At 71.3% G+C, this 23,299-nt stretch carries 26 protein-coding genes; 7 read left to right on the top strand and 19 right to left on the bottom strand.

Going from position 1 to position 23,299, the window contains the following annotated elements:
- Nucleotides 1-366: 366 nt before the first annotated feature.
- Nucleotides 367-561 carry a hypothetical protein gene (locus STROP_RS06510; protein ID WP_012181397.1) on the bottom strand — a complete coding sequence of 65 codons (195 nt, stop codon included), beginning with the start codon at nucleotides 559-561 and terminating at the stop codon, nucleotides 367-369.
- 357 nt (nucleotides 562-918) lie between these two features.
- On the opposite strand from STROP_RS06510, the gene STROP_RS06505 reads away from it, so the two are divergent.
- Entirely contained in the window at nucleotides 919-2,265 is a 1,347-nt protein-coding gene (locus STROP_RS06505) for a CAP domain-containing protein (RefSeq protein ID WP_018832900.1), read from the top strand.
- 82 nt (nucleotides 2,266-2,347) lie between these two features.
- Here the strand turns inward: STROP_RS06505 and mutM are convergent, their stop codons facing one another.
- From mutM to rsmD, 8 genes are all read right to left on the bottom strand, one after another.
- Nucleotides 2,348-3,211, bottom strand: a complete 864-nt coding sequence (gene mutM / locus STROP_RS06500; RefSeq protein ID WP_011905190.1) for a bifunctional DNA-formamidopyrimidine glycosylase/DNA-(apurinic or apyrimidinic site) lyase — start codon at nucleotides 3,209-3,211, stop codon at nucleotides 2,348-2,350.
- On the bottom strand, nucleotides 3,204-3,962 hold the full coding sequence (rnc, locus tag STROP_RS06495) for a ribonuclease III (RefSeq protein ID WP_011905189.1): 759 nt from the start codon (nucleotides 3,960-3,962) through the stop codon (nucleotides 3,204-3,206). Before rnc ends, mutM begins: the two co-directional genes overlap by 8 nt.
- Complete coding sequence (locus STROP_RS06490) at nucleotides 3,959-4,939, bottom strand: fatty acid synthesis plsX protein (RefSeq protein ID WP_011905188.1); 981 nt, start codon at nucleotides 4,937-4,939, stop codon at nucleotides 3,959-3,961. Before STROP_RS06490 ends, rnc begins: the two co-directional genes overlap by 4 nt.
- Before the next feature lie 114 nt (nucleotides 4,940-5,053).
- Nucleotides 5,054-5,227: a 50S ribosomal protein L32 gene (rpmF, locus tag STROP_RS06485; RefSeq protein ID WP_011905187.1), complete on the bottom strand. Its 174-nt coding sequence runs from the start codon at nucleotides 5,225-5,227 to the stop codon at nucleotides 5,054-5,056.
- Between the two features lie 5 nt (nucleotides 5,228-5,232).
- The gene (locus STROP_RS06480; protein ID WP_011905186.1) at nucleotides 5,233-5,796 is read right to left on the bottom strand and encodes a YceD family protein; all 564 of its coding nucleotides are present in this window, start codon (nucleotides 5,794-5,796) and stop codon (nucleotides 5,233-5,235) included.
- Between the two features lie 146 nt (nucleotides 5,797-5,942).
- Complete coding sequence (locus STROP_RS06475; protein WP_011905185.1) at nucleotides 5,943-6,440, bottom strand: SPFH domain-containing protein; 498 nt, start codon at nucleotides 6,438-6,440, stop codon at nucleotides 5,943-5,945.
- 201 nt (nucleotides 6,441-6,641) lie between these two features.
- Nucleotides 6,642-7,130 (bottom strand): pantetheine-phosphate adenylyltransferase, encoded by a 489-nt coding sequence (gene coaD / locus STROP_RS06470; protein ID WP_011905184.1) that lies wholly within the window; start codon nucleotides 7,128-7,130, stop codon nucleotides 6,642-6,644.
- Complete coding sequence (rsmD, locus tag STROP_RS06465; protein ID WP_011905183.1) at nucleotides 7,127-7,690, bottom strand: 16S rRNA (guanine(966)-N(2))-methyltransferase RsmD; 564 nt, start codon at nucleotides 7,688-7,690, stop codon at nucleotides 7,127-7,129. Before rsmD ends, coaD begins: the two co-directional genes overlap by 4 nt.
- 394 nt (nucleotides 7,691-8,084) lie before the next feature.
- Between rsmD and STROP_RS06460 the strand changes: the two genes are divergently transcribed.
- Nucleotides 8,085-9,251 (top strand): hypothetical protein, encoded by a 1,167-nt coding sequence (locus tag STROP_RS06460; RefSeq protein WP_011905182.1) that lies wholly within the window; start codon nucleotides 8,085-8,087, stop codon nucleotides 9,249-9,251.
- A gap of 125 nt (nucleotides 9,252-9,376) precedes the next feature.
- On the opposite strand, the gene recG is transcribed toward STROP_RS06460, so the two are convergent.
- Entirely contained in the window at nucleotides 9,377-11,578 is a 2,202-nt protein-coding gene (gene recG / locus STROP_RS06455; RefSeq protein ID WP_011905181.1) for an ATP-dependent DNA helicase RecG, read from the bottom strand.
- Nucleotides 11,575-13,200 (bottom strand): DAK2 domain-containing protein, encoded by a 1,626-nt coding sequence (locus STROP_RS06450; RefSeq protein ID WP_011905180.1) that lies wholly within the window; start codon nucleotides 13,198-13,200, stop codon nucleotides 11,575-11,577. The genes recG and STROP_RS06450 overlap by 4 nt, the downstream gene beginning before the upstream one ends.
- 244 nt (nucleotides 13,201-13,444) lie before the next feature.
- Between STROP_RS06450 and rpmB the strand changes: the two genes are divergently transcribed.
- Nucleotides 13,445-13,636, top strand: coding sequence for a 50S ribosomal protein L28 (gene rpmB / locus STROP_RS06445; protein WP_011905179.1), 192 nt, complete (start codon nucleotides 13,445-13,447; stop codon nucleotides 13,634-13,636).
- Between the two features lie 91 nt (nucleotides 13,637-13,727).
- Here rpmB and STROP_RS06440 read toward each other — a convergent pair whose 3' ends face one another.
- Complete coding sequence (locus STROP_RS06440; RefSeq protein ID WP_011905178.1) at nucleotides 13,728-14,195, bottom strand: GNAT family N-acetyltransferase; 468 nt, start codon at nucleotides 14,193-14,195, stop codon at nucleotides 13,728-13,730.
- 28 nt (nucleotides 14,196-14,223) lie between these two features.
- Nucleotides 14,224-15,177 (bottom strand): thiamine-phosphate kinase, encoded by a 954-nt coding sequence (locus STROP_RS06435; RefSeq protein ID WP_011905177.1) that lies wholly within the window; start codon nucleotides 15,175-15,177, stop codon nucleotides 14,224-14,226.
- 95 nt (nucleotides 15,178-15,272) lie between these two features.
- Here STROP_RS06435 and STROP_RS06430 point away from each other — a divergent pair, with 95 nt between their 5' ends.
- Together STROP_RS06430 and STROP_RS06425 are read left to right on the top strand one after the other, a co-directional pair.
- Complete coding sequence (locus tag STROP_RS06430; protein ID WP_011905176.1) at nucleotides 15,273-15,506, top strand: Lrp/AsnC ligand binding domain-containing protein; 234 nt, start codon at nucleotides 15,273-15,275, stop codon at nucleotides 15,504-15,506.
- Nucleotides 15,507-16,196: a DUF3515 domain-containing protein gene (locus STROP_RS06425; RefSeq protein ID WP_011905175.1), complete on the top strand. Its 690-nt coding sequence runs from the start codon at nucleotides 15,507-15,509 to the stop codon at nucleotides 16,194-16,196.
- 89 nt (nucleotides 16,197-16,285) lie between these two features.
- Here STROP_RS06425 and STROP_RS06420 read toward each other — a convergent pair whose 3' ends face one another.
- Entirely contained in the window at nucleotides 16,286-17,392 is a 1,107-nt protein-coding gene (locus STROP_RS06420) for a D-alanine--D-alanine ligase family protein (RefSeq protein ID WP_011905174.1), read from the bottom strand.
- 223 nt (nucleotides 17,393-17,615) lie between these two features.
- Nucleotides 17,616-17,891 (bottom strand): hypothetical protein, encoded by a 276-nt coding sequence (locus tag STROP_RS06415; protein ID WP_011905173.1) that lies wholly within the window; start codon nucleotides 17,889-17,891, stop codon nucleotides 17,616-17,618.
- Nucleotides 17,892-18,120: 229 nt separating this feature from the next.
- Between STROP_RS06415 and STROP_RS06410 the strand changes: the two genes are divergently transcribed.
- Both STROP_RS06410 and STROP_RS06405 read left to right on the top strand, forming a co-directional pair.
- Nucleotides 18,121-18,966, top strand: a complete 846-nt coding sequence (locus tag STROP_RS06410) for a helix-turn-helix domain-containing protein (protein ID WP_011905172.1) — start codon at nucleotides 18,121-18,123, stop codon at nucleotides 18,964-18,966.
- 4 nt (nucleotides 18,967-18,970) lie between these two features.
- Nucleotides 18,971-19,171, top strand: a complete 201-nt coding sequence (locus tag STROP_RS06405) for a DUF397 domain-containing protein (protein WP_011905171.1) — start codon at nucleotides 18,971-18,973, stop codon at nucleotides 19,169-19,171.
- A gap of 82 nt (nucleotides 19,172-19,253) precedes the next feature.
- Here the strand turns inward: STROP_RS06405 and STROP_RS06400 are convergent, their stop codons facing one another.
- The 4 genes from STROP_RS06400 to STROP_RS06385 all read right to left on the bottom strand — a co-directional run bounded on the left by STROP_RS06400 (nucleotide 19,254) and on the right by STROP_RS06385 (nucleotide 23,193).
- Nucleotides 19,254-20,267, bottom strand: coding sequence for an ROK family protein (locus STROP_RS06400; protein WP_011905170.1), 1,014 nt, complete (start codon nucleotides 20,265-20,267; stop codon nucleotides 19,254-19,256).
- 85 nt (nucleotides 20,268-20,352) lie between these two features.
- Nucleotides 20,353-21,468, bottom strand: a complete 1,116-nt coding sequence (locus STROP_RS06395) for a cystathionine gamma-lyase (RefSeq protein ID WP_011905169.1) — start codon at nucleotides 21,466-21,468, stop codon at nucleotides 20,353-20,355.
- A 4-nt stretch (nucleotides 21,469-21,472) separates the two neighbouring features.
- The gene (locus STROP_RS06390; protein ID WP_011905168.1) at nucleotides 21,473-22,471 is read right to left on the bottom strand and encodes an NAD(P)H-dependent glycerol-3-phosphate dehydrogenase; all 999 of its coding nucleotides are present in this window, start codon (nucleotides 22,469-22,471) and stop codon (nucleotides 21,473-21,475) included.
- A complete protein-coding gene (locus tag STROP_RS06385; protein WP_026274946.1) occupies nucleotides 22,468-23,193 on the bottom strand; it encodes a lysophospholipid acyltransferase family protein in 726 nt (241 codons plus the stop codon). The genes STROP_RS06390 and STROP_RS06385 overlap by 4 nt, the downstream gene beginning before the upstream one ends.
- Nucleotides 23,194-23,299 lie beyond the last annotated feature (106 nt).

Here is a 23,299-nt window from a genome sequence, read left to right as displayed (position 1 = left end):
TCCGGTGGCCGCCGTACCGTCGCCCGGCTGCGCGGACCTGGTGAACCCGCAGACTAACCCGCGGTCGGCAGCCACCGCGCACGCGACCCGCCTGCGGCGCCACCGCCGGTCATATCCGATTCAGATCTCACACCGACCCGATCCGAGGACGCCGGCACTCGGGGCGCTGTTTCGGCGCCCCGTAAACCGAATCAGGCGACGGGCCGCACCGGTGACAGGGCACACAGGTGACGGGAGACACAGGCGGCGGCGCCCCCGGGTGACTGCGTACGCAGAACTGCGCGCCGGCACAGTCGTGTCGGCGCGCTTCTCTGCATGGTGCGATTCAGTTTTCTGCGAGCTGCGGATCAGTGCGGACCTGGTGGGTCAGGTCAGCGCGGGCTCGGCGAGACGGAGCAGGTCGTCCGCCTCGGCTGCCGCCGCCGCGAGCCGATCGTTCTCGGCACGCAGCCGCGTGATCTCGAACTCGAGTGCCTGAACCGTGGCACGCAGTCGGGTGACCTCGTCGAGCAGGCGCCGATCGGGCGCCGCACCTACGTGGCCGTACAGGGCCTTCGCCATGTTGACTCCTTGATATGCGCTGCCGGGAAAGCCGGCCAACGCGCGCCCAGTTAGTACGCGACTGTCACTCCAGCAAATTCTGGGCATGACCGGGCGCGACTGGCGACACCTACATATTGAGCCGGCACCCCCTCCTTCGTCAAGCTGCCACAGGCCGTGGCTCATCTCCACGTCGACCTGTCCACCTAACGGGGCTGCCTTTCGGCGCGGACATGCACTGTCCGGGCAACCCAACTGTACGCACTACTTCCGCCAAGTCCCCACCCCTGGGATCCGGGTTCCCCTTAACTCTTTCTTAGCCACGTTGCCGCCGGCAACGGCCGCGACGTAGCGTCGCCCCGGCCCGCACCTCAACCCGTGGAGGCGACCGTCGTGTACGGCTGGAACGACCCGAGGAACCCAGACGGTAGCCGTCGGCAACCCGAACCGGCGGCCGATGAACCAGCGTGGCCGACAGACCGCCCGGAGCCACGCTCCGCCTACCTGTTCGGTGACGAGCCGGATGGACCTCCTCACCGATGGGAGCCCACCGACCGACGGGAGCAGCCCACCGACGAGTGGGACCGACAGCAGCCGACCGCGCACTGGCGGTCGGACGCCGAGCCCGCGCGAGGCTGGGGAGCCGCGGAGCACCCGTACCACGGTCCCGTCGGTGACCCCTACCACGAACAGCCCACGCAGGGCTGGGAAGCCACCCCGACCTGGCAGCACGGAGAGCCCACCCAGAACTGGCAGCGGGAGCAGCCGGGCGACCGGCCCGACCAGCGGTTCGCGGGCGGACGGAACGAGCCCACCGGTAGCTGGCACGGCGCGGCCACCCCCACCGGCGGGCCCGAGCCCACCGGCCAGTGGCAGGCCCCGGAGCCGACCGGCTGGTACGCCGACGAACCAACGACCAGCATGCCGTCCCTCGCGGAAGCCGCAGCCGCCGGTGACGTGCCCGCCGGCGAGGATCGGCCCCGTCGTCGGCACCGGCGACCGCTGCTCATCGGCGGAGCCGCGGCGGCAGCCACACTGGTGGTGAGCCTCGGGGTCGGCGCCGTTACCTTCGCCGGTGGCGGTGACGCCAGCCCCACCTCGGCCATCGACGACATCGTGGCGACGAACCCGACCGAGGAGAGTGCGTTTCCCAGCGGCACGCCGACCTCGGCCAGCCCCAGCGCCACGCCGACCACGACGTCGCCATCACCGTCACCGTCGGTCACGCCGAGTCGCAAGCCGAGCCCGACGGCCTCGCGCTCCACCGCCGCCCCCCGGCCCACCCCGAACCGCACCACCGCGCCCCCCACCAACAGCACCACCGCGCCCGCCAACGGCAACGTCAGCGAAGACGCGGCCGAGGTGGTTCGGCTGGCCAACATTGAGCGCAAGGAGGCCGGCTGCGCGGCGTTGAGCATCGACGACAAGCTGATGACCGCAGCCCAGCGGCACAGCCAGGACCAGGCCGACAACCGGAAGATGTCACACGACGGCAGCAACGGCAGTAGCCCCGGAGACCGCATCGACGATGTCGGCTACCAGTGGCGCACCTACGGGGAGAACGTCGCCTGGAACCAGCAGTCGCCCGCCGCGGTGATGAAGGCGTGGATGAACAGCTCCGGCCACCGGGCGAACATCCTGAACTGCTCCTTTACCGAAATCGGGATCGGCATCGCGACCAGCAACGGACCCTACTGGACGCAGGTCTTCGCCGCGCCCCGTTGACCACGGGTCGTCGTCAACCCCGTCCCACCCAGGTGCCCGGTTGAGCAACGCCGAACGGCGTGCCTCAACCGGGCGCTTTCATTCAGCCGCGAGCCGGTACCGCCCTGCGGGGCCGCGGCTGGCAGCGCGGGCAGCTGAACGACGACCGGTTCATGAACGCCTCGCGGCGCACCGGTTCACCGCACCGCCGGCACGGCTGGTCCGCCCGCCCGTATACGTTCAGCGCCCGATCGAAGTAGCCGCTCTCGCCGTTGACGTTGACGTACAGGGCGTCGAAGCTCGTTCCGCCCTCCTTGACCGCCTCGCCGAGCACATCCCGGACGTGTCCAAGCAGGCGCAGCACGGCCGGGCCGGTCAGCCCGTCGGTGGGGCGGGTGCCGTGCAGCCGAGCTCGCCAGAGCGCCTCGTCGGCGTAGATGTTGCCCACGCCGGAGAGCAGCGTCTGATCCAGCAGAGCCCGCTTGATCTCGGTACGGCGGCGGCGGAGCGCCGCGACGAACGTGGCGTCGGAGAACTCCGGGTCCAACGGGTCCCGGGCAATGTGTGCGATCTCCGTGGGCAGCTCCGCGCCCCCCGCGCTGACCGACAACCCACCGAACGTCCGCTGGTCGACAAAGCGCAACTCGGGTCCGTCGTCGGCGAACCGGAACCGGACCCGGAGGTGGGTTTCGTCCGGTGCCGCAGCCGGCTGCAGGAGCAGCTGCCCCGACATACCGAGGTGCCCGACTACGGCATCGCCGCTGTCCAGCGGTAGCCACAGGTACTTTCCGCGCCGCCGCACGTCCCGGACCGTCGTTTCCCTGAGCACGTCGGCGAAGTGGGCGGCACCGGCCGCGTGTCGGCGCACCGCGCGCGGGTGCAGTACCTGCACCTCGGCGATCCGCCGGTCGGTCACCCACTGCGCCAGCCCCTGCCGGACGGTCTCGACCTCCGGCAGCTCAGGCACTGCCGGCCGCCCCGCTGCCGGCGCTGGCCGGCTCCTGCTCCGCCTGCTCGGTCAGCGTCCGCCAGGCCGCTTCGGCGGCCCGCTGCTCGGCCTCCTTCTTGCTCCGCCCCTCCGCACCGCCGTAGCGCCGGCCGGCCACCACCACCCAGGCGGTGAAGGTCTTCAGGTGATCCGGCCCGGTGCCCTCGATGCGGTACTCCGGGACGCCCAACCCCTGCGCGGCGGTCAGCTCCTGCAGGCTGGTCTTCCAGTCCAACGCCGCGCCCCGCCCGGCCGACTCGGCCATCAGCGGGTCGAAGAGGCGGTGGATGACGGTCGCCACGGTCTCCAGGCCGCTCTCGAGATAGATCGCACCGAGCAGCGCCTCCAGCGTGTCGGCGAGGATGCTCGCCTTGTCCCGCCCGCCGGTGCTCTCCTCCCCCTTGCCGAGCAGCAGATACGGGCCGAGGCCGGTGGGACCCAGACCGCGGGCCACCTCGGCGAGGGCCCGCATGTTGACCACACTGGCACGCAGCTTCGCCAGCTGCCCCTCGGGCAGGTCCGGATGGTTGTGGAACAACGCGGTCGTGATCACCACGCCGAGCACCGAGTCGCCGAGAAACTCCAGCCGCTCGTTGGTGGGCAGACCGCCGTTCTCGTACGCGTACGAGCGGTGGGTCAACGCCCGCTCCAGCAGCTCCGGGTCCAGCGCCACGCCGAACGCCGCTTCCAGGTGTCCGACGACTGGTCGGCGGCGCTTGTCGATGCTCATGATGTGCGTACCTCGGTATCGGTGATGCGGTCGTAACGGTCCGTGGGAGCTTCCGCACCGATGTCGGAGAGGAGCGCACGGACCTGGTCGGCGGCCCCGCGCCGGGCCAGGTGGGCGGCCAGCGCGACGCCCGAGGCGATGTCTCTGCCGTGGGCGGCACCGTGGCAGACCACCACTGTGCCCGCCACGCCGAGCAGAGCCGCGGCCCGGGGAGCCCTGCCGTCAGCCGGTGGGCCACCGGTCAACGCGTACGCGCCCTCGATCGCCTTGAGCAGCACGTTACCCGTGAATCCGTCGGTGACCACCACATCGGCGCGCGCGCCGGACGCGACGTCGTACCCCTCGACCAGGCCGACGTAGCACGCGGCGCACGGCAGCGATGCCGTGGCGAGGATGGGATCGGCCAGGCGTCGCGCCCGGTCGCCCTTACCGGGCTCGGTGCCGATCGAGAGCAGCCCGACCCGCGGTGACTCGAGCCCGTGCGTGACGGCGGCGTACGCGGCGCCCAGCGTCGCGTGCCGGGCGAGGGTGGCCGGACGGGGTTCCAACGAGCCGCCGACGTCGAGGAGGACCACCGGGCCGTTCACCCCGGGCAGGGTGGCGGCCAGGGCCGGCTGCCGGACGTCGGGCCAGCGGCCGAGGCCGAGGGCGGCAGCGGTGACGGTCGCACCGGTCGAACCGGCGGAGACGAGCGCGTCGGCGGTGCCGTCGCGGACGGCGTTCACGGCGGCACCAACGGTGGAGTTGGCTCGCGCGGTGGCGTGGTCTCCGCGTTCAGCAGGGCGAATCGCGATCCGGGCGCGTTCGGCCGGATCGAGGGTGGCGGTCAGCTCGCCGACGGCCTCGGGCGGGCCGACGAGCAGGGCATGTAGATCGGGGTCGGCACGGACGGCCCGCAGAGCGCCGTCAACCACGACGGCGGGAGCGTCGTCCCCGCCGAGGAGGTCGACGGCGATCCGCACGATGCCCGGCTCCACCGGGACCTCGGCCGGAACAGACAAGCCGGTGTCGATGGGAGCCGGGGCATCGGGCGAGCGCCTGGGCGCACGCGCCGCCCGACCAGAGGTCGGGGGCGTCACTCGTCGTCCAGGTCAGACCTCGAGGACCTGACGGCCGTTGTAGGTGCCGCAGACGGCGCAGGCGGCGTGCGGCAGCTTGGCGGACTTGCACTGCGGGCAGGCCACGGTCGCAACCGCCGCGGTCTTCCACTGCGCCCGACGGGACCGGGTGTTGCTGCGCGACATCTTGCGCTTGGGGACGGCCACGGTTCTTACTCCTCTTTACGGGTCAGTTGCGACAGGGCCGCCCAACGCGGGTCGACCTGCTGGTGGCTGTGATCGGCCGGTAGTTCAGCCCAGCCCACCCCGCAGTCGGGGCACAGGCCTGGGCAGTCCTCCCGGCAGAGCGGGTTGGTCGGCAGCGTCAACACCACCGCGTCCCGCAGCACCGGCTCCAGGTCGATCAGATCGCCCTGCATCCGGCCCACCTCGTCCTCGTCGGCCGTCATGTCCGTGGTGCTGTTCTCGTACGCGTACAGCTCCTGGACCGGGACGGCCACGACGTCGTCGATCTCGCGCAGACAGCGGCTGCACTCGCCTTTGATGGGGCCACTGATGGTCCCAGAGACGAGCACGCCCTCGGATACCGACTCCAACCTCAGGTCGAGGTCGAGATCAGCACCCGCCGGCACGCCGATCAACTCCACGCCGAGGTCCGCCGGTGCCGCCGCCGCACGCCGGACCGTACGCAACGCGCCAGGCCGGCGCGGCAGGTCCCTCGTGTCGAGGACCAGCGGCGACCTGGGGTCGAGTGGTTCAGGTGTGTGCTTGGGCATAGTTAGACTCCGGCCGGTGGGAGGGCCGACACCCGAGGTTACCTGGGCGGTCGCCGTAGCGTCGAACCGGGGGCGTTTCCGCCCCAGGGCGGCGGGTGCCGAGCGCCGGTTTTGGCACGACCCAACCGCGGACCTGGACGCCGGCCCTAGAAGTTCAACGGCCGTTCGGCCTCCTCTCCGCTGAACGTGCCGATCTCCCGGAGCGCGTGCATCTTGTCCCGACCCCGCTCGATCGAGGCGAGGGCCCGGGTAAGGAACTGCTCGAAGTTGGCGAGCGCGGTGTCGACGTAGTCGTCCACCTCGTCCCGGAGACGCTGCGCCTCGGCCCGCGCCTCGGCGACGATCCGCGCACCCTCGTGCTCGGCCGAGACGGTGATCTCGTTGACCGACACGAGCCGGGCGTGCTCCGTCTCCCCCTCGGCGATGATCCGGTCGGCCTCACGCTTTCCGGCCTCCATGATTTTGTCTCGCTCATCGAGCAACGCGGCGGCCCGGCGCAGGTCCGCGGGCAACTCGGCGCGCAGTTCGTCGAGGACAGCGATCATCTCGCCTCGGTCGAACATGCAGTTGTTGCGGGACATCGGCACGGAGCGGGCCTGCTCCACCATGGTGATCAGTTCGTCGATTCGATCGAGCGGGTCCACTGGTACCTCACTCCTGTCGTTCGTCGGCCGATCTCAATGATGCGGGTTGAACCCGGATTCGGCGCCCCCACACATGATGCGCTGCGTCGTCCACCGGCGCATCATGCCCCCTCCCGGCGCGTCGCCGGGAGGGGGCATCGACGGGCCGGAGACGCGGCGCCGACGACGGGTCAGGGGCGTTGGAGCACGCCGACGTGCGGGCTAGCGACGCGACGGCGGGTCGAGGCGGGCCAGCAGGGCCCCGCGGACCACCTCCGGCACGTGGGCGGAGATGTCACCACCCCACTTCGCCACGTCCTTGACCAGACTCGAGGAGAGAAACGAGTAGAGCGGGTTGGTGGGCATGAAGAGTGTCTCGACGCCGGCCAGGCCAATGTTCATCTGGGCCATCTGCAACTCGTAGTCGAAGTCGCTGACCGCCCGGAGCCCCTTGATCAGAACACTGGCCTGCTGCGCGTGACAGAAGTCCACCAACAGACCGCGGAACGACTCCACCCGAACGTTGTCGTACGACCGGACCACCTCACGGAGCATGTCGATGCGCTCGTCAACGGTGAACAGACCAGTCTTCGACTGGTTGATCAACACTCCCACAATCACTTCGTCGAAGAGCCGACTGGCCCGGCCGATGATGTCGAGATGACCATTGGTGACCGGGTCGAACGAGCCGGGACAGACCGCACGCCTCATGATCGGCGACCGTACCAAAGGATGGTTTCGCCGTACCGACGGCTGCGCTCGCCGGCAACACCTGGCACCCAACCGACCGGGCCGCTGCGACTCGACCGCTCCACCACGACGAGGGCCTCGGGCGCCAACCACCCGTTCCCGACGAGCGCGCCGAGCATGGACGAGACCTCCTCGTCCGAAACCGAGTAGGGCGGGTCGGCGAAGACCACGTCATACGGGCCCTCTTCGGGGCCGTCGGCGAGCACGGTGGCGACCTTCCCGGCGACCAGACGGGCGGCCGGACCGGCCCGCAGGGCGGCCACGTTCGCCCGGATCGTCCGCGCGGCCCGCGGATTCGACTCGACCAACAGCACGTGCGCGGCACCCCGGGAGAGCGCCTCCAGCCCCACCGCCCCGGACCCGGCGTAGAGGTCGGCGAAGCGAACCCCGTCCAGGTCGGCCGCCGCCTGAAGGGCACTGAACAGCGCCTCCCGGACCCGGTCGGAGGTCGGCCGGGTGCCGGCGCCGGGCGGGGCGGTGATGCGGCGTCCGCCGAGCGCGCCCGCCACGATGCGCGTCAACGCCTGCTCCTGGTCATGGTGCGACGCTACGTCACCCGCGCCGGGCCGAGCGCGCCCGGATCGATTCCGGCCGCCGCCACCACGCAGACAGCCGTGCCGACGCCGACCGCCAGTCCGGGTCGGACCGGGCTAGACGTCACCGAGCGGGCACATCGGACAGTTACTGCCTGACAACCCTCCGCCAATCAATGATCACGAATCGACAACATGATGCAGGCCCCCTCATCCGGGTCGGCGAGATTGATCAGAAGCCAGTACAGTCAGCCCTCGTGCGCTTGCTCTGGTGAGCGCAGCCTGTGCCCAGGCGAGCGCCGTGAGCCCGCGGTCCACGCCAATGTCGCCGCTACCTCCCGTCCGCCCGGCACGTCGTCCGATCCCTCATTCAGGAGCAGACGTGAACCGTCTCCATGCCCTATTCCGGCGTGCCAGCGCCATAGCCGCTGGCACACTGCTCGGCCTCACCGGGGTAGCCATCTTCGCCACCCCCGCCAGCGCCCACCACAGCAACGTCACGGGTAAGGCCGACTGCGACACTGCCACCGGCGAGTGGGTTGTCGAATGGGAAATCAAAAACTACGCCCCCAAGGGCGTCAAGAAGTACAAGCTGGTCGAGGTCGTGGCCAAGACCTGGGTCGGGGGCAAGGCCACCGACGTCACCATCCCCGGGATCACCGTCACCGACGGTAAGAAGTACCCGCACTCGGTCAAGGATGTGCTGACCGCCACCCAGCGGATGGACGGCAACGTCACCAAGGCGTCGCTGGCCGTCCGGGCCGAGTGGGAAAACGGTTTCGTCGAGGACAAGCTACGCCCGGTCAAGGTCAGGTTCTGCGGCACCTGCAAGGCGCCGAAGCCGACGCCGACTCCGTCGGCCTCCGAGCCGCCGACTCCGACACCGACGGCCCCCAAGCCGACGGCGAGCATCGTCGCCGACTGTGAGGGCATCACCACCGTCACGCTCAACAACGCCGACGACGCGACCGCTCCGGCAAAGTTCACCGTCGAGGGCAGCGACGACTTCACTAAGAAGGTGAAGGTCAAGCCCGGCAAGAGCACCTCGGTGGAGGTTCCGGCGGAGCAGGCGGCCACGATCAAGGTGACCGTCCAGGGCATCGAAGAGCCGCTCTTCAACGACGCGCCGGAGCCGGCCGACAACTGCGTCAAGCCGGGCGAGCCGACCGGCGCCCACAAGTCCACCTGTGACGAGCTGATCTTCCAGATCAGCAACCCCGAGGACGGCGAGACCGTCACCGCGACCTTCACCCCGAACAAGGGTGAGCCGCAGACGCTGACCGTCGAGCCGGGCAAGAGCGGCACCGTGTCCTTCCCGGCCGAGGAGGGCCTGACCGTCACGCCGAGCGGCGAAGGCGTCGAAGACCCCAAGCCGATCGCCTGGGAGAAGCCGGAGGACTGCACTCCCGGTGAGGGCGGCGGCGAGCCGAGCCTGCCGCTGACCGGTGCGGCCGCTGGCGGCATCGCCGCCGGTGCCGCCGTGCTGCTGGCCATCGGTGGCGGCCTGTTCGTCATGGCCCGTCGTCGCAAGCTCCGGTTCACCGCCTGAGCTGAGGATTCCTGACCGCTGAGGGCGGGCCGACCAGCTGGTCGGCCCGCCCTTGGCAACTGGACCTATCCGAGCCCCACCCGACCTATCCGATTCCCACCCGGCGGACCGCCACCATGGCGCGACTAGCCCTTCTCCAGGTACTCGGCGCGGTCCGCGTCCACCAGGGCGGCCACCGATGCCGCCAACGCCGGATGGCGCACCAGCTCCGGATCCTCCTCGACCAGGCCGATCGCCTCGGTCCGGGCGTCGCGGATCAGGTCCGCGTCCCGCAGCAGCGACAGCAGCCGCAGGTGCGAGCGGCGACCAGACTGGGTGGCGCCGAGCACATCGCCCTCACGGCGCTGCTCCAGATCGAGCTCGGCGAGCGTGAAGCCATCCGTTGTCGACCCCACCGCGTCCAGCCGCTCCCGCGCCGAGCTGCCCTCCATCGCCTCGGTGACCAGCAGGCAGAGCCCCGCTGCGGAGCCACGGCCGACCCGACCACGCAGCTGATGCAGCTGGGACACCCCGAACCGGTCGGCGTCCAGCACGATCATCACGGTGGCGTTGGGAACGTCCACCCCGACCTCGACCACCGTGGTGGCCACCAGCACATCGAGATCTCCAGCGGCGAACGACCGCATCACCGCGTCCTTCTCCTCCGCGGGAAGTCGACCGTGCAGCACCCCGATTCGCAACCCGTGCAGCGGCCCCTCGGCGAGCAGCGGTGCCACCTCGGTCACCGCGAGCGGTGGCCGCCGGGTGGTGTCGTCCTCCCCCGCCGCCTCCTCGTCGGAGGAGGGGCCGTCGCCGATACGCGGGCACACCACGTACGCCTGGTGGCCGGCGGCGACCTCCTCCCGCAGCCGGCGCCACGCCCGGTCGAGGAAGGCCGGCTTCTCCGCGGCCGGAACCACGTGCGACGCGATCGGCGAGCGTCCCCGCGGCAGCTGCGACAGGGTGGAGACCTCGAGGTCCCCATAGACAGTCATGGCCACCGTCCGCGGGATTGGGGTGGCCGTCATGACCAGCACGTGCGGGGGCTGGTCCGCCTTCGCCCGTAGCGCGTCCCGCTGCTCGACACCGAAACGGTGCTGCTCGTCCACCACCACCAGACCGAGGTCAGCGAAGTCGACACCCTCGTACAGCAGGGCGTGGGTGCCCAGCACGATGCCGGCGACGCCGCTGCGTACCTCGCCCAGCGCCCGGCGGCGGGCCACCGCACCCAACGACCCGGTGACCAACTCCACCCGGGTGGCGTGCTCGGCGGCATCCAGCTCGCCCGCCCGCCCCAGCGACCCGAGCAGGTCGAGGATGCCGCGGTAGTGCTGGGCGGCGAGCACCTCGGTCGGGGCCAGCAGGGCGGCCTGCCCACCGGCGTCCACCACCTGAAGCATCGCACGCAGCGCGACCACCGTCTTGCCGGAACCGACCTCGCCCTGGAGCAGCCGGTGCATCGGGTGGGCGCTGGCCAGATCCGTGGCGATCTCGGTGCCGACCTCCCGCTGGCCGGCGGTCAGCTGGTACGGCAGACGGGCGTCGAAGGCGTCCCGCAGGCCACCGTCCACCACGGGTCGTGGTCGGGCTGGACGATCGGCGGCCTGTCGCTTGCGTCGCACCAGGGTGAGCTGCACGGCGAAGGCCTCGTCCCACTTGAGCCGGCGGCGGGCCCGATAGAGGGCCTCCTTACTGGAGGGCCGGTGCACCTCACGCAGGGCGGCGCCGAGGCCGACCAGGTTGCGCGTGGTTCGCACGGTCGCCGGCACCGGGTCCGCCGGTGGGTCAACGGTGTCCAGTACGACCCGCACGCACCGGGCGATCACCCACGTCGGCACCGCCGCGGCGGCCGGGTAGACCGGGATCAACGCACCCGCGAACTCCTCAACCTCCTCGCTGGCCGCCACCTCACCCTCATCGCCGGCGCCGAGCAGCACGTACTCCGGGCCGTTGAGCTGTCGGCGGCTCCGAAACTCGGTGACCTTACCGGCGAACAGCCCCCACCGGCCGGGGCGCAGGTCCCGCTCGCGCCAGACCTGGTTGCCGAAGAAGGTCAGGGTCAACGCGCCCCCCGAGCCGTCGCCGACCGTCACCTCCAGCAGGTTTCCGCGGCGCTGGCGCATCGGGCGTACCGCGGTGCGCTGCACCTGGGCCAGCACGGTGACCTGCTCACCGACATCCAGCGACCGAATGTCGGTGTGCTCGCCGCGCTCGTCGTACCGGCGGGGGACGTGGTAGAGCAGGTCGCCCGCGGTGTGCAGGTCAAGGTGGGTGGCGAGCGCCCTGGCCGTCTTCGCCCCGACCAGCTTGCCCAACGGGGTGTCGACGGTGGCCTGGTCAGCGGTCATTCGACCCCCACCAGGAGCGGGTGGTGCGGCTGCCCGCCCCGGTACACCTGCACCTCGACGAACGGCCAGGAGCGGACCACGTGCTCGCGGACCGCCTCGGTCAGGCCGGCGGGGGCGTCCGCTCCGACCAGCAGGGTCACCAGCTCGCCACCGCCGCCGAGCATCCGATCGACCACGGCGGTGCAGGTGTCGAGCAGGTCCGACCCGATGAGGTGCACCTCACCGTCGACCAGGGCGAGCACATCCCCCGGCCGGCAGGGGCCGGCGACGGTCAGGGCCGCCCGGCTGGCGACGCAGACCTCCGCGTACCGGCAGGCGCCGGCGGCCTCGGCCATCGCGATCACGTCGTCCTCGAAGCGCCGATCCGGGTCCCGGACGGCGAGCGCGGCGAGCGCCTGCACCGGCGACCGGGTCGGGACCACGCTGACCTTGACGCCGAGCCGGTACGCCGCCGAGGCCGCGTCGTTCGCCACTGCCTGGGTGTCGGGGTCGTTGGGCAGCACCACGACGTGGCCCGCGCCAGTGGCACGGACGGCGTTCAACAGCTCACTGGTGGAGGGCACGCCCTCCACCACCGTCGCCTCCGCTGCCGCGCAGAGTTCGACGATGCCAGCGCCGGTGGCCACCACCACAGCCGCCCGGCGGTCCGGGACCGGGTCGGGCTCCGGTGACGCGGGCGGCGTGGGCTGGTCGGCGAAGCGGGTCACCACGATCCGATGCGGACGACCGGCGACCACTCCCGCCTCGATTGCCGCGCCGACATCGTCGACGTGCACATGCACGTTCCAGGTGCCACCGGAGACCGCGCCGTCGCCGACGACCGCCAGCGAGTCACCCAGGGCGCCGAGCTCCTCGCGCAGCCGGGCCACTGCGGCCGGTTCGGCGTCGAGCAGGTACTGCACCTCGTAGGCGTACGTCGGCACGCTGCGCTCGCGGGGACCGTCGACCGGCGGGTGGGGTGACCTGCCGGTGAACTCCGGACGCGCCGGGGGCTCCCCGGTGACCACCTCGACCAGGGCGTCGAGCAGGAGACAGAGGCCCCGCCCACCGGCGTCAACCACACGGGCACGGGCCAGCGCCGGTAGCTGCTGGGGTGTCCGGCCGAGGGCCTGGGCGGCCTCGTCGGCCGCGGCCCGGGCCACCGTGCCCAACTCGTCGCGGCCGGCCCGCTCGGCGGCGCGGGCCGCGGCGGCAGCCACGCTGAGCAGCGTCCCCTCGACCGGAGCGGCGACGGCGGCGTAGGCAGCGGTGGCGGCGGCGCGCAGAGCGACGGCCAACGCCCGGCCCCGCACCACGGGGACCGCGGCCAGCGCGTCGGCGAAGCCGCGCAGGATCTGCGCCAGGATCACTCCCGAGTTACCCCGGGCGCCGAGCAGCGCGCCCCGAGCCATCAGCCGGAGCGCCTGCCCGTGCGGGGTGGGCCCGTCGTCGGGCAGCGTGTCCAGCTCCATCGCCAACGCCTGCTGGGCCGAGGTGAGGGTGAGTACCAGGTTGGTGCCGGTATCACCGTCGGGTACCGGGTAGACGTTGAGGTGGTCGATCTCGCCCTGGTGGCGCTTCAACGCGACCAGCCCGCCCGCGCACCAACGGCGAACCGCGGCGGCATCGAGGGTGTCCAGCACGGCGAGTAGCCTACTGGCGCGCCACGACCCACGTCTGGCCCGGAGACGCGCGCCGGGCGTGTCCGCGCCAGCCCGGGCGGTTCCGGTGGGCCAGGCGGGTCTCCCGCCAAGCCGGGATCCGCGGCAGGCGGGACGGACCCGAGGGGGGGTTGGGCACCGCGAACAGGCATCGGGTAACCTGACCAGGTTGCCCGGGCAGCGCCTGGTGACGACCTCATGAACGGATCAATCCCAGGAGTATCCCGTGGCTAGCGTGTGCGACGTCTGTGGTAAGGGGCCGGGCTTCGGCCACAACGTGTCCCACTCGCACCGGCGGACCAACCGCCGCTGGAACCCGAACATCCAGTCGGTGCGCACCCCGGCCGGTGGTGGCAACACCAAGAAGCTGAAGGTCTGCACGTCCTGCATCAAGGCCGGCAAGGTCACCCGCGCCTGACGCGGTCGTCCAGCCAAACCGCGCCGGCGGGCCCTGACGGGTCCGCCGGTTTCGCGTTGCCGGGCCGGCAGCTCCCGAGCGAATTGTGGATTCAGAGAGTACGGCCGAACGAGACGCAGCCCGAGGCATCCTTGTAGAAGCCAAAGTTCGGGATTCGCGCGTAGCCGGATGAACGGTACAGCGCGAGCGCCTCGGGTTGCCGATCGCCGCACTCCAGGACGATCCGCTGACGGCCCTGCTCGCGCGCGGACCGCTCCACCGCCGCCAGGACGGCTCGAGCCACGCCCCGCCCCCTGACGTGTGGTGCCACGTACATCCGCTTCAGCTCAGCCGTCTCGGCCGACCTACCGTGGCTGCGCCAGCCGCCACAGGCCACCGGCTCGCCGTCGAGGTGAGCGATGAGGAAGGTCCCGGCGGGCGGCTCGAACTCGGTCGCGTCGACCGGGGTCTCGTCGCCGCTGCCGCCGTATCGAACGCCCAGGTCGGCGAGGGCCGCCTGGATCAGCCGCTGCGCCGTCGGCGAGTCGAATCCGGTGGGCCGTATCTGTAGGTTCTGCACCAGTGCAGCGTACGACCGTCCGGCCCGCCTACCGGAAGTGGTCCCAGCCGACAGGGCCCTCCCACTGCCGACGGTCGACGGTCACCCCGGCACCAGCGGTGACCTCACCGATCGGCTGCCAACCCGTCGGCAACGTCGCCGTCGGAGGAAAGGTCGCCGCGAGGGCGTGGTCGTCCCCGCCGGTCAACAGCCAGGTGTACGGGTCGACGCCGAGCGCCTGGGCGGCGTCACGCATCTGCCGGGGCACCTCGAAGGCGTCCCGCCGGACGTCCACCGCCACCCCGCTCGCCTGGGCCACATGCCCCAGATCGGCGAGAAGCCCGTCGGATACATCGATCATCGCGGTCGCCCCGACTTCGGCCGCCGCCGGCCCGGCCCGGTACGGAACCTCGGGTCGTCGGTACGCCTCCACCAGCAGCCGCGGTGTTCGGAAGCCTCGGGACAGGACGGTGAGGCCGGCTGCCGCGTACCCGGTCCGGCCGGCGAGAGCCACGATGTCACCGGGCCGGGCCCCCGCCCGGGTCACCGGCGCCCGGCCGCCGAGGTCACCGAGTGCGGTCACCGCGATGGTCAGCGTGGGACTCGCCGACATGTCCCCGCCCACCACGCTGGCCCCCACGATGGCGGCCTCCCCAGCCAGGCCGTCGGCCAACTCCTCCGCCCACCCGGGCGGTAACTCCGGCGGCATACAGAGGGCGACCAGCAGGGCGGTCGTTCGCGCGCCCATCGCCGCGACGTCGGCGAGGTTCGCCGCGGCTGCCCGGTGGCCGATGTCCTGCGCCGCGGACCAGTCACGGCGGAAGTGCCGCCCCTCCACCAGCACGTCGGTGGAGGCGACAACCCGGGCGTCCGCGGCGACCACCACCGCCGCGTCGTCCCCGGGGCCGAGCAGGACGGTCGGCCCGTACGACAACCGGGCGGTCACCCGGTCGATGAGACCAAACTCACCCACCCCCACGACGCCGTTGCCGCGTTCGCTCACCGCTTCTCCTTCTCCACCGATCGGAATCTAACCTGGTCGTAAGGTATTTTCTCCCTTCGGGCCGCTCATCCAGCGGCGACGGAGGGAGGTCGAACGTGGTACAGGCGTACATACTCATCCAGACAGAGGTCGGCCAGGCGCGTGACGTGGCCGGTCAGATCGCGAAGATTACCGGGGTTGTCCGCGTTGACGCCGTCACCGGGCCCTACGACGTGGTGCTGCTCTGCGAAGCGCAGACCGTGGACGAACTCGGCGACCTCATCGTGAGCAAGGTGCAGATGGTGCCGGGAATCACCCGTACCCTCACCTGTTCGGTGGTGCGTCTCTAAGTGAGCAGGCTGCCCGACTCATCCAAGAGCACCACCGCCCGGGACGACGCATCCGCCCCCGCGGACGACACCGTTGCCCGCCAGGAGGCCGCCGACGGCTCCGAACGGTCCCGAAAAGGCGGCCGGGACCGTTCCAACCGGGGCGCGGCCTTGATCGCGACAGCGGTCGCGCTCCCGGCGACCGTGCTGGCCGGCGTCCTGGCGTTCAACCAGTTCGCCCCGGATCAGCCGGAATCCGAGCCGAGTTCGTCGGCGACGGCCCCCACCCCGCAGTCGACCACCCCGGTGGAGATGGCTGCTCCGGCTCTTGCCGAGCGCCCCGCCACCGTCTGCCGCGCCCTGCTCTCCCAACTTCCGTCGGCGATCCGGGATCTGCCGCAGCGGCCGGTCACCGCCGGCCCCGAGCAGAACGCCGCGTACGGTGATCCGGCCCTCACCGTCGCCTGCGGCGGCACGGCGCCGACCTTCGCCGACACCGACAAGCTCTGGTTGGTCAACCGGGTCTGCTGGTATGGCAGCGAAGAGGAGGGCAACACCGTGCTGAGTACCGTCGACCGGGAGACGACGGTCACGGTCCGGGTGCCCGACGGCTACGACCAACCACTCCAGTGGGTCTCCCCCGTCTCGGAGACGATCATCGCGACGGTCCCCTCCGCCGACGACGCCCCAACGGGCTGCCGCCCCGAGTAGACCCCGCCGCCGGGCCGCCGCCGCTGCGACCGGACCTGCCTGCCCGGCAACACCAGAGCGCGGCGGCGGAGCCACGGGGCTCCGACGGCTCAGCGCGGGCCGGCCCCGCGCTGAAGGGCGGTACGGATAAGGCGGTTGACCAGCTTCGGGTACTCCAGACCGGAGGCCGCCCACATGCGCGGGAACATCGATGACGGGGTAAAGCCGGGCATCGTGTTGATCTCGTTGAGATAGATGTCCAACTCCGGGGTGACAAAGAAGTCAGCCCGAGCCAGCCCGGCGCAGTCGAGCGCGGTGAACGCACGGACCGCGTACTCCTGGACCTGGCGGGTCACCCGCTCCGACAGACCGGCGGGGATGTCGTACTCACAGGCGGACTCGGCATCGATGTACTTCGCCTCGAAGTCGTAGAAGTCGTACTCCCCGACCACCCGGACCTCGGCGAGCACGGACGCTTCCGGCACCCCACCGGCCTCGCCCTCCAACACTCCGCACTCGATCTCCCGGCCGACAACCGCGGCCTCGACGAGGACCTTGGAGTCGATCTGCCGGGCGGTGGCGACCGCAGCGTCCAGCTCCGCCCAGTCGCTGATCTTGGTGATCCCGAAGGACGAGCCGGCCCGGGAGGGCTTGACGAAGACCGGTAGACCCAGGCGCTGCTTGTCCTGCTCGGTCAAGGTCATGCCGCTGCGCAGCACCACGTACGGGCCGATCGGAATCCCCTCGGCGGCGCAGAGCTTCTTGGTGAACTCCTTGTCCATGGCGGCGGCGGAGGCGAAGACGTTCGCCCCCACGTACGGGATGCCGGCCATCTCCAGCATCCCCTGAATGCTGCCATCCTCCCCGTACGCTCCGTGCAGGACCGGAAACACCACGTCCACGTCGGCGAGGGCCCGGGGCCCCGCGGTCGCGTCGAGCACCATCAGCCCGCTGTGGCTCGGGTCAGCATTGAGCATGATGGCGGCGCCGGACTCGGCGGTGACTTCCGGCAACCGGCGGGCGCTGATCGCGAGCTCGGCCGGATCGCTGCCGGTCAGCACCCACTGACCGGCACGGCTGATCCCTACCGGCACGACCTCGTATTCGTCGGGGTCGAGCGCCGCCAGCACGCTACCGGCGCTGACACAGGAAATGCCGTGCTCCGGGCTGCGTCCGCCGAACACGACCGCCACGCGGATCTTGCCTGGGGTGGTCACTGGCCCTCACCTCTTCGTCGGCTCGTCGCATCTGCCGGGCGCTCACCTTGGTGACCTTACTGTGCGTGGTGAACGTCGGCGGGCGATACCCCGTCGAGAGCGCGAGGGCCTGGCAATGAGCCGCCCCACAACACGGTGCGTAACCGGACTTTGGGGATGTATCGGTTTAGCCTGGATGAGAACGAGACGGCACGATGGTTCCCGGCAGCCCGCCGGGCGTCGACTATCCGCGAATGCGCCGCCGGCCGATCGCGATCAGCTTGACCCGCTGCCGGCCCGCCCGCACCATGCCCAGCGCCATGAACGCTCCCGCGATGCGCTCGGCCGCCTCCCGACTACTCGCGCCCACCACCTGCCGGCGCCGCTCCGGGCTGGCCCGCTCGTCCCGACCACCGTCATGGGAGCGCACATCGGTGAGCACCACCAGGTACCGGGTCAGCGCCATCGGGCTGGGCTCGGTGATGCCATGGCGCTGGTGGGGCAACTGGACAGTTCGCATCTCGAGTCCCTCCGGACGGCGAGCCACCGGGGCGGCACGCGGCGATCGGGTCCGGGGGAGGTAACCCGACCACCGCGCGCCTCATCCCTCCGAGTCGCTCGCCGCCACCGTCGCCACGACAACCACCAGCGAGGACCTGATAACAGAGTGACACTGCGACAGCCGTGAATGCAACTCTCACCCACGTTCTCTCATTTACCACTTCCCAAATATGTGCAAGGATCGATACATGGCCCCGAAGACCGCCCGCGCCCGTCGGCTGGGCATCGCCCTGCGCATGCACCGGGAGGCCGCCGGCCTCACCCTGGAGTCCGCAGCGGACGAAGTCAACAGCACCCGCAGCACCCTGTCCCGCTACGAGAACGCGCAGACGCTGGTGAGCCCGGCCGTCGTCCGCGCACTCCTGACCCTCTACCGGGTCGCACCAGACGAGATCGCGGCAGCGGCACAGCTCGCCAAGGACGCACGCAAGCCCGGCTGGTGGGTCTCCTACTCGTATCTTCTCGACCGACGCACCATCGACTTCATCGCGCTGGAAGCCGAGGCCACCGGGATCGCCAACTTCGAGCCCTCCGTGGTGCCCGGCCTACTCCAGACCGCCGACTACATCCGCGGAGTGATGCGGGGTGGCCCACACACCCTGACTGATGACGAAGTCGAGCAGCGGGTCCAGCTCCGGCTCGACCGGCAACAACGACTCACCGCACCGCATCCGCCGATCCTCGACGCCATCATCGACGAAGGCGCCCTACTACGACCGGTGGGCGACCGGACGGTGATGGCGGCACAGCTGGGACACCTGCTGAAGGCCAGCGAGCTACCCAACGTCACCGTCCAGGTGATCCCGCTGGCCGCCGGCTATCACCGCGGCACCCGCGGCTCGCTGCACATCCTGGAGTTCGCGGACCCCGAAGACCCCTTCATCGCCTCGGTGGAGACGGTCGCCGGCCAGATGGTCCTCGACCGCCCCGGCGACCTCCGCACCTGCACCAAGATCATGGAGCACCTGCGGAGCGTGGCCCTCAGCCCGGCAGACAGCCGTGACCAGCTTCGGCACCTCATGGAGGGACGGTAGGACGATGACCCCGACGATCGACCCGGAGCTGACCCGGGCCCACTGGCGAACAAGCAGCCACAGCGGAGACGCGGGGGCGTGCGTCGAGATCGCGACACTCCCTCAGGCGGTGGGCGTTCGCGACTCGAAGGACCGAGACGGCCCGGCGCTGCTCTTCACCCCCACAGCCTGGATGACCTTCGCCGCCGCGCCACCGCGCCGGTAACCGGTCGGGCGGCGGTACAGGTCCCACCGTCGCCCGACCACCGGAAGCCGGCTCCGGCCACCCGTCATCGCCCCAGGGCCGGCTAGACCCGCAACGCCGCGAGGGCCACCCCTCGGGCCCCGGCCATGTCCCGCTCCGGCACCAGCGCAAACGTCGCCACCGCCGCCTGCTCCTTCCGCAGCATGGTGTGCTCGCGAACAGTGGCGAGAAACCAGTCGCGAAACGCCGGTGCCGCCTCCACCACACCCCCACCGACGAAGTACGTGTGCGGATCCGCCAGGTTCGCCGCGAGGGTGAACAACCGGCCGATCGCCGCCGCCTGCTGGATGAAGATCTCCCGGGCCAGCGGGTCGCCCCGCTCGCCGAGCCCGCGGACCAGCTTCGCCGCCCGCACCGGTGGCTCGGCGGCCAGCGGATGCCCGGGGAACCGGGTCAGCCAGTACGGCAGCAGGTTGCGGGCGATCCCGGTCAGCGACGCGATGCTCTCCGCGTCCCCCACGAAGCCACAGGCGCACACCGGGTCCGGCTGGCCGGGAGCCAGCAGGCCGGTCAACGGCAACTGCACGTGCCCCAACTCCCCCGCCATACCGGCCGCGCCGGCAATCACCCGCCCCCCTTCGACCAGCCCGCCACCGAGACCGGTACCGACCACCGCGGAGACCGACGAGCGACGCGTCGCATCCGCGCCGAAGTACGAGTGGTGCGCGTACAAGGCCGCGGCGTTGCCATCGTTGAGATACACCACCGGCAGACCGAGCCGCCGCGCAAGCGCACCCCGCACGTCGTAGCCCCGCCACTCCGGCTGGGAGAAGTTGGTCGAACCACGCGAGGAGATCACCCCGGAGGCGCTGGCCGGACCGGGTGTGTCCAGCCCCACCGCCCGGACCAGATCCCGGGATACGCCGACCGACGCCAATGCCCTGGTAAAGGCACCCGCGAGGGCCTCGATCGCTGCCTGCGGACCGGCATGGACCTCGCTCGGGCTCTCTAACAACCCGTCCACGAGGAAGCGTCCATCCACCGTCAGGACGGTGGCGTTGTTGCTGGTGCCGCCGTTGTCCAAACCAACGACCACCGGCGTTGCCGCGCTGCCCACGTTCCGCCCTCCACTCCCCAGAGACGATGACGTGAGGCTAGTTCCCGCACCGACGACCCGCCATGGGGAACACGGCCGGCAGCGGTCAGCCGCCGACGACCCGCAGCGCGGCAGCCACGTCGGCGACCAGGTCGGTGGTGTCCTCGACGCCGCAGGAGAGTCGGACGAAGCCGGGCGGGGTGTCGTCACCCCACTGGGCCCGCCGGTCAGCCGTGGTGTGCAGCCCGCCGAACGAGGTGGCCGCCGCCACCAGCCGGGCCGCGGCGACGAAGCGGGCGACGCGGTCGGCGTCGCCAAGATCAAAGGAGAGTACCCCCGGCATCCGGCGCAGTTGCGCCACGGCCACCGGGTAGGCCGGATCCTCCGGCCGGCCCGGCCAGCGCAGCCCGGTCACTCCCGGTTGCTCCGCCAGCAACTCGGCGAGGGCCGCGGCGTTCGCGGTCTGCCGGGCCAGTCGCAGGTCGAGGGTGGCCAGGGATCGGTGCGCCAGCCAGGCGTCGAAGGCGCCCGGGACCGCCCCGGTGTGGTCCCGCCACCGGGTCACCGCCGCGAGCAACTCGGCCGACCGGGTGCCGACATAGCCGAGCAGCAGGTCCGAGTGGCCGGTAAGCGCCTTCGTGCCGGAGGCCACCACCAGGTCGGCACCGAGTTCCAACGGACGCTGCCCGAGCGGAGTCGCGGTGGTGTTGTCCACCACCAGCAGGGCCCCAGCCGCCCGCGCCCGCGCCGCCAACACGGGCAGGTCGACGACGTCCAGGCCCGGGTTCGCCGGGGTCTCCACCAACACCAGACGTACGCCGGCGAGGTCCGGGTATGGCCCGGCGGTCGGCGCGAAGAGCACCCGTACCCCGATGCCGGCCAGAGTCTCGGTGGCGAACGCCCGCACCGGAAAGTAGCCGTCGGCAGGGAGCAGCACCGTGTCGCCGGAGCGCAACACACTCAGCAGCAGCCCAGTGATCGCCGCCTGGCCGCTGGCGAAAGCCCGGCAGTCGCCCCCCTCCAGCTCACCGATCGCCGCCTCCAGCCGCCGCCGGGTCGGGTTGTCCGACCGACCGTAGCCGTTCGGCGTGCCCGCCGGCCCGGCCCACGGATCGAGGTGGTACGGCGCGGCAAAGACCGGGCCGGGCAGGAACGGCTCCCCGGGTGCGGGCTCCGGCAGCCCGGCATGGACACAGCGGGTTCCGTCGTGGTCGTCCGTCACCGTGTCACTCCGGCTTCGTCGTACGGCTCATCAGCGCCGCGACCGCTCGTCGCGGATCCACCCCCTCGTGGCAGACCAGCTCCACCTGCTCGGTGATCGGCATCTCGATCTCGTGCGCCCGAGCCAGATCCCGGATGGCCAACGCGCTCTTGACCCCCTCGGCGGTCTGCCGGGTGGCGATCCGGGCCTCCTCCAGGGTTGCCCCCCGGCCGAGGTGCTCGCCGAAGGTGCGGTTGCGAGCCGACGGGGAGGAGCAGGACGCCACCAGATCACCCATGCCGGCGAGACCAGCGAAGGTGAGTGGGTCGGCACCGAGCGCCACGCCGAGCCGGGCGGTCTCGGCCAGCCCGCGCGTGACCAGCATCGCCCGGGTGTTGTGGCCGAAGCCCATCGCGGTGGCGATGCCGTACGCGAGGGCGATGACGTTCTTGACCGCGCCCCCCAGCTCACAGCCGATCACGTCGTGGTTGGTGTATGGACGGAAGTACGGGGTGGTGATCGCCCGCTGCACGAGGGTGGCCCGGTCAATGTCGGGGCAGGCGACCACGGTGGCCGCGGGCTGCTCGGCGACGATCTCGGGGGCCAGGTTCGGCCCGGAGACCACGACCACCCGGTCGGCGGGGACGCGGGCGGTCTCCATGACCACCTCGCTCATCCGCTTGGTGGTGCCGAGTTCGATCCCCTTCATCAGGGACACCAGCGTGGCGTCGCGGTGCAGGTAGGGGAGCCACTCGGCGAGGTTGCCACGCAGCGTCTGCGACGGCACCGCGAGCACCACCAGCTCGGCACCCGTGATCGCCTCCCCGGGGTCCCCGGTGGCCGTCACCCGCTCCGGCAGGACCAGACCCGGCAGGTACTCCGGGTTGCTCCGCTCGGCCTGTAGCGCCGCCACGACCGACGGTCGCCGGGCCCAGATGGTGACATCCCGGCCCGCGTCACCGAGGATCTTGGCGAAAGCCGTCCCCCAGGACCCGGCCCCCAACACGGCGACCTGCCCGCTCATGCCGCCGCCCCCGGGCGGTCGGCGCGGCGGGGGCGTTCCCAGAGCGTGGGCGGGTCGGCCTGCCGAACCTCGGCGAGCAGATCGCGCAAACGCAGCATGATGACGTCGGTCATCTCCTCAAGCACCGCCTTCGTCGGAGGGACGCCCGCCCACCGGTCCAGGTCGACCGGTGGCCCGGCGACGACGGTCACCGGGATTCGGGGACGCGGGTTCAGCCGGGAGGTCCGGGGATCGAACATCCGCTCCGGTCCCCACATCGCCACCGGGACGACAGGAGCGCCGGTGGCGAGGGCGAGCCGCGCCGCGCCGGTCTTGCCCTTCATCGGCCACAGCTCGGGTTCCCGGGTCGTGGTCCCCTCCGGGTAGATCACCACCGCACCGCCGTTGTCCACCACGGCGACCAGACGGTCCAACGACTCGACCGCGGCCGTGGTGCCGCGCTCGACCGGAATCTGCCAGCAGCGGCGCAGGATCCCACCGATCAGCGGCACTCGGAACAAGCTGGCCTTGCCGAGGAACCGCGGCCAACGCCCGGAGTCGTAGACGAAGTGCGCGGCGACCAGCGGGTCGGCGTGCGAGATGTGGTTCGGCACGATGATCACCCCGCCGGGCCGACGGAGGTGTTCCATGCCACGCCAACTCCGCCGCGTCCAGATCGTCATCACGGACTTGACCAGCACCACGGCGAACCGTGGCCAGAACCCCATCCTGCGCCGCGCCACCCGCGCCTCCTTCTACCGCCACCGTCCGGCCCGCCGGTACGCCCCACCCTGTTCAACGCCCGCGAGGTGAAATCATGCCTGCTCGCCCCGGGTCCGGCCAGTGAGG

The organism is Salinispora tropica CNB-440 (genome assembly GCF_000016425.1).
Taxonomy (GTDB): Bacteria; Actinomycetota; Actinomycetes; order Mycobacteriales; family Micromonosporaceae; genus Micromonospora; species Micromonospora tropica.
Note: the sequence above shows the minus strand (reverse complement) of the source record. Positions and strands in the feature narration are given on the sequence as shown.

Coding starts and splice junctions, on each gene's coding strand:
- STROP_RS06480 (WP_011905186.1), bottom strand. CDS start 5,796: ATGCCCAAGCACACACCTGAACCACTCGACCCCAGGTCGCCGCTGGTC.
- coaD (WP_011905184.1), bottom strand. CDS start 7,130: ATGAGGCGTGCGGTCTGTCCCGGCTCGTTCGACCCGGTCACCAATGGT.
- rnc (WP_011905189.1), bottom strand. CDS start 3,962: ATGAGCATCGACAAGCGCCGCCGACCAGTCGTCGGACACCTGGAAGCG.
- STROP_RS06410 (WP_011905172.1), top strand. CDS start 18,121: ATGGCCCCGAAGACCGCCCGCGCCCGTCGGCTGGGCATCGCCCTGCGC.
- STROP_RS06390 (WP_011905168.1), bottom strand. CDS start 22,471: ATGAGCGGGCAGGTCGCCGTGTTGGGGGCCGGGTCCTGGGGGACGGCT.
- recG (WP_011905181.1), bottom strand. CDS start 11,578: ATGACCGCTGACCAGGCCACCGTCGACACCCCGTTGGGCAAGCTGGTC.
- STROP_RS06415 (WP_011905173.1), bottom strand. CDS start 17,891: ATGCGAACTGTCCAGTTGCCCCACCAGCGCCATGGCATCACCGAGCCC.
- STROP_RS06510 (WP_012181397.1), bottom strand. CDS start 561: ATGGCGAAGGCCCTGTACGGCCACGTAGGTGCGGCGCCCGATCGGCGC.
- STROP_RS06405 (WP_011905171.1), top strand. CDS start 18,971: ATGACCCCGACGATCGACCCGGAGCTGACCCGGGCCCACTGGCGAACA.